The sequence below is a fragment of the Alphaproteobacteria bacterium genome, assembly GCA_005883305.1.
Lineage (GTDB): Bacteria > Pseudomonadota > Alphaproteobacteria > Sphingomonadales > Sphingomonadaceae > Allosphingosinicella.
On record VBAC01000001.1, the window covers coordinates 1,790,755 to 1,804,139 of the forward strand.

Below are 13,385 nucleotides of genomic sequence, written 5' to 3' on the forward strand. Positions count from 1 at the left end.
TAATCCCGGTTGCCCGGACGATCGCCCCGAGATTCGCGGGTTAACCCTGATGGGCATGCAGGCTCGCTTGCCCGCACTGTTGCGCGACCGGAGCAAAGGCGCGCATGGACTCGGCTTCCTACAGGATCGTGGCGACCGGCGCCGGCCAAACCGTGGCGCTCGCCGGCGACTGGACGTCGCTGACGCTCGGGGCCGAGGCGGCGCGCTTCGGCGAAGCGCTTCCCCCGGAGGCCGAAGGGCTGCGCCTGGACCTCTCCGGTCTCGGCAGGGTCGATACCGCCGGAGCCTATGCCATGCTTCGCTCGGCCCCGGCGGGGCTGGAGAGGGCGATCGCCGCCGCGCGCCCGGACCTTGCCCGCCTGATGGAGCTGGTCCGTCCGGCGGTCGACGAGCAGGCGGCCCGCGAGCAACGCTCCACCGGCCTGCTTCACTTCTTCGCCGGGATCGGCCGGGCGCTTTTCGCCTTCAAGGAAGAGGCGTGGCGCGCTTCGATTTTCGCCGGCCAGGTCGTCTGCGCGCTCGGCCGGGCGATCCGCCACCCCGGCCAGGTCCGCGCGGTGAGCCTGGTCCACGCGATGGAATCCGCCGGCACGTCGGCCCTGCCGATCATCTTCGTCATGAACTTCTTCATCGGCGCCGTCGTCGCCCTGGTCGGCACCAATCTGCTCGCCTCGCTCGGGGTCGCGGTCTTCACCGTCCAGCTCGTCGGAGTCGCCGTGCTTCGCGAGTTCGGCGTTCTGATCACCGCGATCCTGCTCGCCGGCCGCTCCGCCTCGAGCTTCGCCGCGCAGATCGGCTCGATGAAGATGAACCAGGAAACCGACGCGATGCAGGTGATCGGGGTCAGCGAGATCGACGCTTTGGTCATCCCCCGCGTGCTGGCGATGCTGCTGATGATGCCGCTGCTCGTCTTCGCGGCGATGGTCGCCGGAATCATGGGCGGGCTGATCGTCAGCTGGCTGGCGCTCGACATGAGCCCGATCTTCTTCTTCGAGCGGATGCGCGAAACGGTCTCCGTCCGCCATTTCTGGATCGGGATGAGCAAGGTCCCTTTGCTCGCCTTCCTGATCGCCATGGCTGGCTGCCGCCACGGCCTTTCGGTCGGCGGCGACGTCGAAAGCCTCGGCGAGCGGGTGACGATGGCGGTGGTCCAGGCGATCTTCGTCATCATCCTGTTCGACGCGATCTTCGCCGTCATCTTCATGGAGCTGAGCCTGTGACCGCCTCGGCCGCCCCCCCCGCGCCGATCCGGGTCAAGGGCCTGCGCAGCGCGTTCGGCGACCATCTGGTCCACGACGATCTCGACCTCGATGTGCGCCGGGGCGAGATTCTCGGCGTCGTCGGCGGCTCGGGCACCGGCAAGTCGGTGCTGTTCAATACCATCCTCGGCCTCAAGGAGCCCGACGGCGGCCGGGTCGAGCTGTTCGGCCGAAACGTCCACGATCCCGCCGCCGAGGCGGGGATCGAGCGCCGCGCCGGAGTGATGTTCCAGGGCGGCGCGCTCTTCTCCTCGCTCAGCGTCGGCCAGAACGTCGAGGCGCCGATCCACGAGCATACCGATTTGCCCGATTCCTTCGTCTCCGAGCTGGCGCGGCTCAAGATCAAGCTCGCGGGCCTGCACGGGCGAGTCGCCGACCAGATGCCGTCCGAGCTTTCCGGAGGCATGCGCAAGCGCGCCGGAATCGCCCGCGCGCTCGCGCTCGACCCCGATCTCCTCTTCCTCGACGAGCCGACCGCCGGCCTCGATCCGATCGGCGCGGCCGAGTTCGACCAGCTGATCCGAAGCCTTTGCGATTCGCTCGGCCTCACCGTCTTCCTGATCACCCACGATCTCGACACGCTCTACACGATCACCGATCGGGTTGCGGTGCTCGCCGACAAGAGGGTGATCGCGACCGCGCCGGTCGCCGAGCTCGAGCAATCCGATCATCCCTGGATCCGCGCCTATTTCCAGGGGCCGCGCGGACGCGCCGCGCAGGGCGCCCAGGCGAGGGAGACTCGGCACTGATGGAACGGGAAGCAAATTTCGCCCTGGTCGGGATCGTCAGCGTCGTCCTGCTGGTCGGCGCTCTCATCGGAATCGTCTGGCTCGCCCAGTTCCAGTTCAACCAGACCTACGACAATTACCGGATCAATTTCCGCGGACCGGTGAGCGGCCTCAGCCGCGGCGGGGAGGTCCAGTTCAACGGGATCAAGGTCGGCGAGATCACCCATATCGCGCTCGATCCGCGCGATCCGAACAAGGTGATGACCGATATCCAGATCGAGCACGGCACGCCGGTGCGGGTCGATTCCGCCGCGGAGACCGCGTCGCTCGGCATTACCGGGGTCAAATATGTGCAGATCACGCCCGGCTCCCCCCAGCGCCCGCTGCTGCGCGAGGCGAGTCGGGACCGGCCGCCGGTGATCCCCGCCCGGCAGGGCCGGCTCGCCGCCGCGATGGAGAACGCCACCCAGCTCTTCGCCGACGGCGCCGAGGCGATCGCCAGGGTCAACCGGCTGCTCTCCGACGGCAACATCGCCAACATCTCGCGCACCTTCGACGACGTCGCCGCGGTGTCGGGCGAGCTCCGCTCCCGTAGGCAGATGTTCGCCAACATCGAATCGACCTTCGCCCGGCTCGACCGCGCGGCGGCGGAGATGCAGGCGACCGCAACCTCGATCCGCGGCGGGATCGGCGGCCGCGACGGCGTGCTCGCCCGCATCAACGCGAGCGCGGCCGAGCTTCAGCGCACCGTGGCCGAGACGCGCACCCTGATCGGCCGGGTCAACGGCTCGGTCGACGACGTGTCGAATTCGACCATCCCCGAGCTCAACGCCTCGCTCGTCGCCGTTCAGCGTGCCGCCGATTCGCTCGGCGCGCTTACCGCCGACATCCGCCGCGATCCGCGCGGCACGCTGGGGCGCGGCAGCGGCCGCGAAGTGGAGATACCGCGATGACCCGGAAGCACTTGATCCTCCTCCTTCCGCTGGCCCTGGCGGGTTGCGGCGGCCTGCTCGGCGGCGGCCGTCCCGCCGAGCTATACCGCTTCGGCGACGCGGCCGCGGCTGCACCCGATGCGGCGGCGCCGGAAAGGGGCCGCTCGATCCTGGTCTCCTATCCCGGCGCCGACTTCGAAGCCGAGAGCCGGGGCGACCGGATCCTCACCGCCACCGGCGCAAGCCTCAGCTACGTGGCCGATGCGCGCTGGGTCGCCCCCGCATCGGAATTGTTCGACGGTGCGATGATTCGGTCGCTCGGCCGGCTTTCTCCGGCGGTCCGGATGGTGCGTCCGGGCGACATCACCCGGCCCGACTTCACGCTCTCGGTCGACGTGCGCCGATTCGAGGCCGTCTACCTCGGGGGAGAGGCGCCCGAAGCCCTGGTCGAAGCCAATGTCCGCCTGATCCGCCGCTCGGACCGGGCGATCGTCGGCGAATGGCCGGTCGCCGCACGCGAGCCCGCCGACGCCAATCGCGTCACCTCGATCGTGGCGGCCTTCGACCGGGCGACCGCGGCGGTGACCGCGCGGGTCAACGACCTGGTGAGCCAAACCGTCGCGCAGACCTATGTCCCCTCAGCGATGGCCGTCGGTGTCGCCGTTCAGCCAGTTTCCCAGCGATGACAGGACCAAGGTCGCCAGTAGCGTGAGGTGGATGCCGACGAGCCAGCGCAGCTCGTGCGGCGGGTGCCCTTCGTCGCTCTGTATCTCCATGAACGCCTTGAGCAGGTCGATCGCGGTGATCGCGACGAGCGACGAGAGCAGCTTTATCTTGAGCCCCGAATAGCCGACCTCGCCGATCCAGCTCGGCCGGTCGTCATGCTCGACGTCGAGCCGCGAGACGAAGCTTTCATAGCCGACGAAGATGACGATCAGCAGCAGGTTTGCGATCAGCGCCAGATCGATGAAGGCGAGCACCGCCACCGCGGCCTGGTGGAGCGAGAGCGTGAAGATCTGCGCGCCGATCCAGAACAGATAGCGCGCGAAGACGACCAGGAGCATGATCAGGCAGAAGACCAGCCCGACATAGATCGGCGCCGCCAGCCAGCGCGACGCGAACAGCACCCGCTCAAGCCCGGCCTCGATCCGTTTCATCGCGCGCGCCCTAGAACGCCACGATCCAGTCGCTCGAGAACACCCAGCCGTTGCCGCCGACGACCATCGGCAGCGAGGACCCGCCCACCGGCGAGTGATCGAGCCTGAGCGCCTGGAAGTTCCAGCGCACCTCGCGCCTGCGGAACGGGAAGATGTTGACCCCGATCGAGAATTCCGTCGGGTCGCCATATTGGCCGTTGATTCGCGAATAGGTCGTGTAGGCCTGAACCCGGTTCTGCAGGACCATGGCCGACGCCTGCAGCGAGAAGCCGTCGTCGTAGAGCTCGGTGACGGGGATCGTGCCGATGACGTCGAAATCGTCGACCCAGCGGAAATAATATTCGCCCTCCAGCGCGAAGCCGCGATATTTGATGCCGGCATTGACCGCCACCATCTGGTAGGTCGCCCGCTCGACCTTGCCGCCGGTGCCGAACGGATCGGGGCTGAACAGCAAGGTGCCGTCGGACAGACGGATCTGGCTGTTCTCGAAATCGTCGATCGCCGGCTGGCCTTGCGCCGTCTCGCGGCTTCTGGTGTAGTGGATTCCGACCAGGGTCGCGACCTCCTGGTGATTGTCGTAATCGCCGAAGCCCGCGGTCTGGCCGAACTCGCCGGTCGTCGGCATCCACCACAAGGCGCCGGAGAAGGTGTTGAAGCTCGCGTCCAGCTCCTGCGAGCTGACTCCGAGCTGGGCGAGATTGTTGGCGATGGCCACGCGGTAGCGAAGGCCGTGCAGAAGCTCGCCCTGGGCGTCGATCCCGGTCGAATAGGAGCCGCGGAAGAATTCGTCGGCCATCACGCGGTTGTCGTTCCGAAGCCAGTTGGGGAAGGTGTAGTTGGTGCTTCGCGTGGTCGGCAGCGGCATCACGCCGGCGGTGACCGTCAGCAGGTCCGAGAAGTGGTACTGGAAATAGCCGCCGATGACGACCTGCGCGCCCTCCCCCATCTGCGAGTTCGACGTCCAGAAGAAGAAATAATAGCGGAAATCGGGATCGAACAGCCAGCCCTTGAAGTTCCAGCTGACCTTCTGGAACTGGATGTCGTTGCGGATGTCGCTGAGCGGCAGGACCCGGCCGAAGCTGTCGGTATAGGTCGAATCGAGCGCGGTCTGGTTCAGATAGCGCGCATAGCTGAACACGCCGGCGCCGAGCTCGCCGATGTCGCTTCGGACGAGGACGAAGCCCCGGCCGGGCTCGTAGCGGCTGCCCCAGCCCGAATTGTTGTCGTCATGCGCCGCGGCGGGCACCGTTCCGGCCGGCTGCTGGCCCTGGGCGGTCTGGAGGCCGAGGTCGATCGTCTGCCCGGGCTGCGCCGTCGTCAGCTCGCTTTGCGGCGGGGCGACTCCGAGCTGGGTCTCGAGCGCCTCGATCCGCGCGTCGAAGGCGTTCATGTCGTGCTGCATCTGCTGGCGCTCGGCCCGCAGCGCGCGCAGTTCCTCGAGCACCTGCTCGGGCGTGGCGGGGCCGGCCGCGGGCGGCGCAGTCTCGGTGACGACCGGCTCCGGCTGCGCCAGCGCCACGCCCGAAACCATCAACAGCGGAATCGCTGCCCCGAACAGCATTGCCTTACGCATCACATCCCTCCCCGACATCAATTGCCCCCCGGCACATGCTCGCGCTCCCAGGCGCGCACCCGCCGGCGGCCCTCGTCGAACAGCCGGTCGTAATTGCCCATGGTGATCGCCGCCTTGGTCTCCGGGCGGATTCGACCGAAGATCGATTCCCAGCGGTTGAACACGCGCAGGTCCGCGGTCTGATCCGCCGGCGCGACATTGTCGGTGCCGAACAGGAAGCGGTCGGGGAAGCGGTCGAACATGGCCGCCACCCGTCCTTCGATCTCAGGCGTCGCGGTCGCATATTTGACGACCTCGTCCCACGAAATGTCGAAATAGACGTGCCGCATCCTCGGATCGGCGAGGATCTGCGAGATGAGATCGAGATGGTTGAGCGCTCGCTCCGATGTGCCCGGGGTCCCGGACCCCGAGGCCTGGATTGCGATCGGCTGGATCACCCTCCCCAGCCCGGTATGCGCCCAGATGATCGTCGTTCGCGGGTGACGCAGCAACAGATCCACCATCTGGGTGAAGTAGATCGGGAGCGTCGCGTTGCGCGCGAACGGCACGTCGATGTCGCAGTGGATGATCACCACCAGCCCGGCCTCGCCGGCGAAATCGAGGATCCGGTCGAGCGCCGGGTTGGTCAGGCTCGCCGTCTCGCCGGCGATCTCGCCCGAGACGAACTCCTTGTGGATCGAGAATTCGCCGATCCCGCTGAACACGCCCGGGAAGGTTTCGAGCACGCGGCGGATATGGTCGACGCCGTACATGTCGGCGGGGTTGAAGCCGGTGATCATCGGATCGAGCCGGGCGCGGTCGGCCGGCCCCAGCGAGAGATATTGCTGGGCGATATAGGCGTCGGTGAACGAGTAATAATAAAGCGGCGCGTCGGTGTGGAGGTAATAGGTCGGCGCGAAATTGCCCGTGTTGCCGAACGACCAGGTCTGTTGCAGCGGGATTCCGAACAGGGTCGACCGCCGCACGCGATTGCCCATGATCTCCAGATAGCGCCGGACCGTGATCCCCTGCTGGATGTAGTTGGTCAGGTGGAAATGGGAGTCGTTGAACAAATAGGTGTCGCCGCCGCGCTGCGCCCCCGCCGGCGCGGCGGCGAGGCCGAGGGCGGCCGCGAGGACGAGGCCGGCGTGCCTCACGTCCGCATGCCTCAGCCGAACTGCGCGTAAGGGTTGCAGTCGAGATCGCGAACGATGTCGGTGATCGCGCGCTGCCCGCGGACGCTGTTGCCGGCGGCGTCGAGCGGCGGGGCGAAGGTGCCGATTCCGAAGCGGCCCGGAGCGACGGCCATCAGGCCCCCGCCCACGCCGCTCTTGGTCGGAAGCCCGGTGCGGAACAGCCACTTGCCGCTGTCGTCGTACATGCCCGCGGTGGCCATGATCGCCAGCAGCCCGGGAACGTGCGAGCGCTCGATCACCTGCCGCTGGGTCACCGGATTGCGCCCGCCGAAGGCCAGAGTCGCGCCCATGACGCTGAGGTCGCGCGCCGAGACGTTGATCGAGCAGGCCCGTGTGTAGAGGTCGACCGCCACCGCCGGGTCCATAGTGAAACGCTCATAGGCCGACATCAGCGCGCTGATCGCCCGGTTGCGCTGGTTGGTGGCCGCTTCGGACTGGTAGACCGGCTGGTTCACCTCCAGCTGGCGGCCGGCGAAGGCCGAATGCATGCCGAGGATCTTGTTCCAGACCTCCTCGGGCGAGCCGCCCTGGATGTTGCCGACCGTGGCGATCGCGCCCGGGTTGACCAGCGGGTTCATCTCGCGGCCGCGATATTGCTCGACCGCGGTGATCGAGTTGAACACCTGCCCGGTGGCGTCGACTCCGACGCTGTCGATGATCCGCTGGTCGCCCGATTCGTTCATCACGAGCGCGGCGTTGATCACCTTGGAGATCGACTGGATCGAGAAGACCTGCTCGGAATCCCCGGCGGCGTGGATCCGGCCGTCACTGCCGACCAGGCTGACCCCGAATAGAGTCGATGGCACCTGGGCGAGCGCCGGGATGTAATCGGCGTTCGCGCCCTCGGCGAGGCCGGCGTAGCGCTGTTGCGCGCCCTGGACCACCTGATCGAGCCGTGCGGCCGGGACCGCCGCCGTGCGGCACCCCTGCGCGCCGGCGGCCGTTGGCAGGCCCATTGCCGCAATTCCCGCGCCGGTCGCCAGTGCGCCGATCATCGCGCGGCGGTTCATGGTCATGTCGTTCATCTGAATTTCTCCCCGGAATATCGGATCAATTCGCCCACAGCTGGTCGCTCGAGAACGAGATCTTGAACGAGAATTGGAGGCGCACGTCGTCTCCGCTGGCGCCGTCATTGTCGGTGCGCTGGCCCCACAGGATCTCCGGCCCCATCAGGATCCGCCCGGCCGGCGCCCACAGGACGTTGGCCGAGGCATATTCGCCGCGGTGGAAGGCGGTCGGATCCTGGAAGTTGGTGTTGTCGACCTCGGTCATGCTGTAGCCGATCGCCGAGCTCAAAGTGGGCGTCCACTGCAGGTCGAGATAGGCGGTGATCCCGAGCAGGGGCACGGCCTCGGCCTCGCCCAGCTGGTGGAGCGGGACCGGCGGCGGCGGGAAGATCGGCGGGGCGATCAGCAGCGCCGCGCTCGGCGCCAAGTCCATGCCGCCGTCGTTCATGTAGCTGGCGATGCCCTCGCCATAGACTCCGCCGAGGCGCAAGGTGGCGATGCCCCATTTGAACGCGCCGCCGAGCATGATTCCCCAGCCGAGCTCGCTTCCGTGCGGCTCGTTGTCGACCGTGCCGAGCGTGTCGTAGCCGATCTTGCGCAGCAGGCCGGAGAGCTGGATGTGGCCCCAATCGCCCTGATAGCGGACCATCGCGGTGAAATCGGGCAGCTCCTCGTTGTTCCTGATATTGGTGGCGAGCTCGGAATCGATCAGGCGGATGCCGCCGGGATCGATGTCGCCGGTGGCGTGCTCGAGAGCGACCGCCGCGGTCCAGCCGCCGCTGTTGACGAAGGTGAAGCGAAGCTGCGGCGTGCGCAGGAAGACCATGCCCGCCGGGCCCCAATAGTCGACCACATTGGGAAAGAGGTCGCCGTCCATGAACAACGTGTTGGTCTGGCCGGCGAGGATCGGGCCCCAGCGCCCGTAAGCGTGGCGGATCCGGATCGTGGTCTGGCCGGCGTCGCCGCCGACTCCGAACAGGTCGAACTCGAACTTCACCTCGTAATCGCGCCCGGCCATCTCGCCGTCGCCGCGAACGCCGAAGCGCGACTGGCGCACCGAGAAGATCGACTGGCCGTCGCTTCCAAACTGGCCTTCCACCGTCGGAATGCGCGAAGGCCGCAGGGTCGCCGCCCAATCGGGATTGACGCGCTCGAAATCCTGGATGGCGTCGAACTGGGCGAAGCCGTAGATTTCGAGGTGGTGGACGTCGGCGTTGGTGCTGGCCTGGAGGTTGAGCCAGTCGCCGGTCCGGTCGACGGCCGGCGCCGCGGCCCGCGCCTGCTCCTCGGCCGGCGCCTGGGCGGCCGCCGGTGCCGGATCGACCGGTCCCTGAACCGGCGCGTCCGGTGACGATGCGAGCACGAGCATCGCCGCAATCAATCCCTCGCTCATGATAAGCCCCTTCCGCGAAAACCCTTTGCCGGCTCGTTCTGGGGCTTCCGGAGCAGGGCGGCACTCCGGCAATCCCCGGGTTTGGCCCCGGGTGATCCCCGACAAGGAGGGCGGGTAATCCCCTCCTTCCGGGCTGGGTCTTTTCCCGTAGAGCGCAGGGCCGGTCCGGGCGCGCCCATCCGCCAACGAAGAAGGGCGGCGAAGCCCGAAGCTTCGCCGCCCTTCTCAGGGATAGCCCCCGGCTCCCTAGGGCATTGGTTGGGGCGGCAATGGCGGAGGCGCCCCGGGATCCGGATTGCCCTGCGGCTGCTCGACGACGACGTAGGTGATGTCGTCGCCCTGATATTGCGGCGCATACCAGGCGCCGCCGCAGCCGTAATAGGGGCTGCCGCCGTAATAATAAGGCGAGCACCCGCCCGGCAGATAGGGGTAATAGGAGCCGACGATCGCCGCCGTGGCCATCCCCACGGCGAGGCCGGCGCCGGGGAACCAGTTGTCGCCCCAGCCATAATCGTTGTCCCAATTGCCGTTGCCGTTGCCGACGTTGATGTCGCCGGTGTTGATGTTGCCGTTGTTGACGTTGTTGCCGCCGCCGGGCCGGTTTCCGGGCCGGCCCGCGCCGCCCACTCCACCGACTCCGCCGACACCGCCGACTCCGCCAACGCCACCGACTCCGCCGACACCACCGACGCCTCCGACACCGCCGACACCGCCCGGACGGCCAGCACCGCCTACGCCGCCAACGCCGCCGGGACGGCCAGCGCCGCCGACACCACCGACTCCACCGGGACGGCCGGCCCCGCCGACTCCGCCGACACCGCCCGCGCCGCCGGGACGGCCGACATTGCCTCGGCCGGTGGTTGGCCCGCCGTTGGAGGGACGGTTGCCCATGCCCCTGGCCGCGCCGTAGCTGCGGTCGGCCGTGGACGGACGCGATCCCCCGTAACCTCCGCCGCGGTTGCCGCCATAGGTGCCGCCGCCGCGATTGCCGCCATAGGACCCGCCGCCGCGGCCGCCGCCGTAATTGATGCTGCTGCGCGATCCGCCGCGCACGCCCGAGCTCATGCCGCGCGAGGAGCCGCTATAGCCGCCGCGCCCGCCGCCGCCGCCGCCGCGATAGCCGCCACCACCGCCGCCGCCGCCGCGGCTGAATCCGCCGCCGCCGCCGCCGCCGCGTCCGCCTCCGCCGCCGCGTCCGCCCCCGCGCTGTGCGTCGGCCGTGGTGGCGGCGACAATCGAAAGAACGCCGACGGTGGCGATCAGGAAGCTGGAAAGCTTGAACTTGCTCATGGACGGTCTCCCTGCGCGAGCGCGGTTGTTTCCACAGGAATGCGGTCGGCGCCCTCGGGGGCGACGAAGGTGAAGGTTTCGGGCGTGATCGTCGGGTTGAGGTCCCAGGTCAGCCGCGCCTCGTAATCGGGCCGTGCGGGATCGCGCAGGTCGGTGATCCGGTACATGCACGGCAAGGGCCGATCGCCGGTCTCGATCCAGATCTCCCAGTCGACGTCCGGCTGGCGATAGGCGTAGTGGGTGCAGGTCTTGTCGTCGATCGCCTCGACCCCGACCACCGTCGCCGATGTCAGGCGCTGGGTCAGCTCGGGATTGACCCCGAACTCGAACAGGTCGGCGAAGGGGATGACCAGGCCGAGGCGGGTGGCCGCGACATCGAGCATCTCCTTGATGCTCGGCGGGGCCTGCACCGTGGCATAATAAGCCTGGCGCGGCGCCCAGATGGTCAGGGTCCGCCCGTCATAATAATATTGCCGGCGCTTGCGCGACGAATCGAGATTGGCGCGAAGCCGCCCCGGGCGCTGCGCGATCAGGTCGATCGCTCCGGTATATTGGATCGTCTGCCCGGTATCGAGCACCTCCTCGGTGGTGATGTCGCCGGTGACTCCGAACGTCATGATCGAGCGAAGATGGTCTCCCATCCGCTCGAGCGCGGCGATCGCCTCGGGATCGCGCTGTTCGGCCGGCGCCGCCGTCGGGACCGGCGCGGTGGTTCGAGGGGCCTGGGCGGCAGCGCCGCCCGCGAAGAGTAGAAGAGCGGCAAAAGCCGGCGCAGCCGTGGCAAGGCGCATCAGACCAATCTCCCATGTTGTGCGGCTCAGCTTTGACTACGTCCCCGGCGAGCGTCCCATCGGGCGAAACCCCCAAGCGCGAGGAGAAAACCCGGAGGAAGACGCATGGGGAATCCCGGTAGGGGTCCCTAGGCCGCCTCCCCCGTCGGTTCGCAGGCCAGGGAAACGCTGACCCGGATCAAAGTCCCGGCCGCCGCGCCGGGCTTGATGCTCACCCGGCCGCCGATGTCGCTGACTCGGGCCTGGATCGAGCGCAGGCCAACCCCGAGCATCGCCGACTCGCCGCCGGCATCGAAGCCGACTCCGTCATCCTCGATCTCCAGCTCGATCCGCTGGCCGACCCGGTTGCAGCGAATCGTGACCGCGCTGGGGCTGGCATGCTTCCCGGCGTTGATCAGCGCCTCCTGGGCGACCCGGTAAAGCGCCTCTTCCACCTCGTGGGGAAGGCGGTCCCGGATGTTCGATTCGAAGCGGACGTGGAACCGAGCCCTCTTGGCCAGGCCGCGAACCATCGCCTCCAGCGCGGCGCCGAGCCCGCTGTCGGTGACCGGCGGCGGATGAAGCACGTAGCTCATCGTCCGAAGGTCGTTCTGGGTCTGGTCGATCAGCGCGCAGGTCTCGTCGAGCAGAGCGCGCGTGGCGTCGGTGCGGCATCGCCGGCCCAGCATCCGAAGATTGAGATTGATCGCGACGAGATCCTGCGCGGTCGTATCGTGCAGTTCGCGTGCGATCCGATGCCGCTCCATCTCCTCGACTCGGGCGAGCAGCCTGAACAAGGCTCGCTTCTCGGCCCGGGCGTCGATCGACGATTCGACCAGTCTCAAGAGCGGCGCTCCACTGGCGTCGTTCGCGAAACGTGCGGAAAACCCTTGCTCCATCAGCCAATTCCCTTCCCGATCATGGCAGATGCCGAGGCATGATACGCGCCTCGCGTCCGGGCTTGCCCTCCCCCTCAAGCAGTCCACGACCTCCTTTGCTCAGTTGGTCCGATAAGGGTTTTTAGCGTGGCGGTTCGTCCCTAGGGTATTCGGGTAAGCCCCTAGGTATTTCCGGGCGGCTTCCCTGTAGGCTCCCTCAGGCTTCGGATCGGCGCCCCCCGAGGCCGCCACCCGGGAAATGGGGCCGTCCGCGACTCGATACGCCGATTCGCCGCAGGGCCTTGGGGTGATTCCCCGATAGCGGGGCGACCCGGAATACGGACAATGGATTTGCGTGAGCCCACTAAGTGGGGCGCCGGTTCGATTGCGTGGCTCCAGCGACAGGGGGCGATGACGGCCAACGGATACCCAACCTGCCGCGCGGCACGGCTGTGATGAGCCAGCTTGCGCCTGCGCACGAGCCGAAAAAGGTGATGGTCGTCGACGATCACCTGATCGTCCGGCGCGGGATCATCTCGCTGATCGCGGAGGATCCGGCCTTCGCCGTCTGCGGCGAGGCCGACGACGGCGCCCAGGCCCTCGATCTTGCCGCGGAAACGCTCCCCGACATCGTCGTGCTCGATATCTCGCTGCCGAAGATCGGCGGGATCGACGTCGCCATCCAGCTGAAAAGGATCGCGCCGGACGCGGAGATCCTGTTTCTCACCATGCACGACAATGAGCGGATCGTCGCCGATGCCCTGCGGGTCGGCGCACGCGCCTATCTGCTCAAGTCCGAATGTGACGACAAGCTGATGGAGGCGCTGCGCGCGCTTGCCCGCCACCAGCCCTTTTTCGCCGCCCATGTCTCCGAGCGGCTGCTCGAATCCTATCTCAACGTCCGAACCGATCATTCGGCGACTCCGCTCACTCCGCGCGAACGGCAGGTCGTCACGCTGGTCGCCGAGGGCAACAGCAACAAGGCGATCGCCGCGATTCTGGGCGTCCGCGTCAAGACGGTCGAGACCCATCGCGGCTCGGCCATGCGCAAGGTCGGCGCGAAATCCGCCGCGGACCTCGCCCTCTACGCCGCGCGCCACCGGCTGGTTCAGATCTGATAGGGGTCCGTACTCAGTTAGCCTGGGCGGTTTCGTTTGATTTACAGAGTCATCCCGGCGAAGGCCGGGACCCATGAACACGGTCCTCGAGGTGAAGCGAGATCG

11 protein-coding genes and 2 pseudogenes are annotated in these 13,385 nt (G+C 67.8%); 7 read left to right on the plus strand and 6 right to left on the minus strand.

The window, feature by feature from the left end; genetic code table 11:
- The first annotated feature begins 104 nt into the window (after positions 1 to 104).
- From E6G92_08990 to E6G92_09005, 4 genes are read left to right on the plus strand one after another with little or no spacing between them, the layout of a single operon-like run.
- Positions 105 to 1,220, plus strand: a complete 1,116-nt coding sequence (locus E6G92_08990; protein ID TMJ19884.1) for an ABC transporter permease — start codon at positions 105 to 107, stop codon at positions 1,218 to 1,220.
- Entirely contained in the window at positions 1,217 to 2,008 is a 792-nt protein-coding gene (locus E6G92_08995; GenBank protein ID TMJ19885.1) for an ABC transporter ATP-binding protein, read from the plus strand. The genes E6G92_08990 and E6G92_08995 overlap by 4 nt, the downstream gene beginning before the upstream one ends.
- Positions 2,008 to 2,940 (plus strand): MCE family protein, encoded by a 933-nt coding sequence (locus E6G92_09000; GenBank protein ID TMJ19886.1) that lies wholly within the window; start codon positions 2,008 to 2,010, stop codon positions 2,938 to 2,940. Before E6G92_08995 ends, E6G92_09000 begins: the two co-directional genes overlap by 1 nt.
- A complete protein-coding gene (locus E6G92_09005) occupies positions 2,937 to 3,605 on the plus strand; it encodes a hypothetical protein (protein ID TMJ19887.1) in 669 nt (222 codons plus the stop codon). Before E6G92_09000 ends, E6G92_09005 begins: the two co-directional genes overlap by 4 nt.
- On the opposite strand, the gene E6G92_09010 is transcribed toward E6G92_09005, so the two are convergent.
- The 4 genes from E6G92_09010 to glsA all read right to left on the minus strand — a co-directional run bounded on the left by E6G92_09010 (position 3,558) and on the right by glsA (position 7,957).
- A complete protein-coding gene (locus E6G92_09010; protein TMJ19888.1) occupies positions 3,558 to 4,076 on the minus strand; it encodes a TIGR00645 family protein in 519 nt (172 codons plus the stop codon). The two genes, E6G92_09005 and E6G92_09010, sit on opposite strands and share 48 nt — an antisense overlap.
- 10 nt (positions 4,077 to 4,086) lie before the next feature.
- Positions 4,087 to 5,214 (minus strand): hypothetical protein, encoded by a 1,128-nt coding sequence (locus E6G92_09015; protein TMJ20770.1) that lies wholly within the window; start codon positions 5,212 to 5,214, stop codon positions 4,087 to 4,089.
- A gap of 452 nt (positions 5,215 to 5,666) precedes the next feature.
- Positions 5,667 to 6,626 (minus strand): amidohydrolase, encoded by a 960-nt coding sequence (locus tag E6G92_09020; GenBank protein TMJ20771.1) that lies wholly within the window; start codon positions 6,624 to 6,626, stop codon positions 5,667 to 5,669.
- Positions 6,627 to 6,796: 170 nt separating this feature from the next.
- A complete protein-coding gene (gene glsA, locus E6G92_09025) occupies positions 6,797 to 7,957 on the minus strand; it encodes a glutaminase A (GenBank protein ID TMJ19889.1) in 1,161 nt (386 codons plus the stop codon).
- Positions 7,958 to 9,088: 1,131 nt separating this feature from the next.
- Here glsA and E6G92_09030 point away from each other — a divergent pair.
- A pseudogene (locus E6G92_09030) lies at positions 9,089 to 9,172 on the plus strand (lipoprotein Hlp).
- Positions 9,173 to 10,320: 1,148 nt separating this feature from the next.
- A pseudogene (locus E6G92_09035) lies at positions 10,321 to 10,428 on the plus strand (DUF2497 domain-containing protein).
- Between the two features lie 82 nt (positions 10,429 to 10,510).
- Here the strand turns inward: E6G92_09035 and E6G92_09040 are convergent.
- Both E6G92_09040 and E6G92_09045 read right to left on the minus strand, forming a co-directional pair.
- Positions 10,511 to 11,305, minus strand: a complete 795-nt coding sequence (locus E6G92_09040; protein TMJ19890.1) for a DUF2092 domain-containing protein — start codon at positions 11,303 to 11,305, stop codon at positions 10,511 to 10,513.
- Between the two features lie 128 nt (positions 11,306 to 11,433).
- Positions 11,434 to 12,183, minus strand: coding sequence for a sensor histidine kinase (locus E6G92_09045; GenBank protein ID TMJ19891.1), 750 nt, complete (start codon positions 12,181 to 12,183; stop codon positions 11,434 to 11,436).
- 434 nt (positions 12,184 to 12,617) lie between these two features.
- Here E6G92_09045 and E6G92_09050 point away from each other — a divergent pair, with 434 nt between their 5' ends.
- A complete protein-coding gene (locus tag E6G92_09050) occupies positions 12,618 to 13,280 on the plus strand; it encodes a response regulator transcription factor (GenBank protein ID TMJ19892.1) in 663 nt (220 codons plus the stop codon).
- The last annotated feature ends 105 nt before the right edge of the window (positions 13,281 to 13,385 follow it).

Excerpts from the sequence above, each read along its gene's own strand:
- E6G92_09005 (TMJ19887.1), top strand. The coding sequence starts at position 2,937 with ATGACCCGGAAGCACTTGATCCTCCTCCTTCCGCTGGCCCTGGCGGGT.
- E6G92_09045 (TMJ19891.1), bottom strand. The coding sequence starts at position 12,183 with ATGGAGCAAGGGTTTTCCGCACGTTTCGCGAACGACGCCAGTGGAGCG.
- E6G92_08990 (TMJ19884.1), top strand. The coding sequence starts at position 105 with ATGGACTCGGCTTCCTACAGGATCGTGGCGACCGGCGCCGGCCAAACC.
- E6G92_09000 (TMJ19886.1), top strand. The coding sequence starts at position 2,008 with ATGGAACGGGAAGCAAATTTCGCCCTGGTCGGGATCGTCAGCGTCGTC.
- glsA (TMJ19889.1), bottom strand. The coding sequence starts at position 7,957 with ATGACGGCGCCAGCGGAGACGACGTGCGCCTCCAATTCTCGTTCAAGA.
- E6G92_09010 (TMJ19888.1), bottom strand. The coding sequence starts at position 4,076 with ATGAAACGGATCGAGGCCGGGCTTGAGCGGGTGCTGTTCGCGTCGCGC.
- E6G92_09050 (TMJ19892.1), top strand. The coding sequence starts at position 12,618 with ATGAGCCAGCTTGCGCCTGCGCACGAGCCGAAAAAGGTGATGGTCGTC.
- E6G92_09020 (TMJ20771.1), bottom strand. The coding sequence starts at position 6,626 with ATGGGCAATCGCGTGCGGCGGTCGACCCTGTTCGGAATCCCGCTGCAA.
- E6G92_09040 (TMJ19890.1), bottom strand. The coding sequence starts at position 11,305 with ATGCGCCTTGCCACGGCTGCGCCGGCTTTTGCCGCTCTTCTACTCTTC.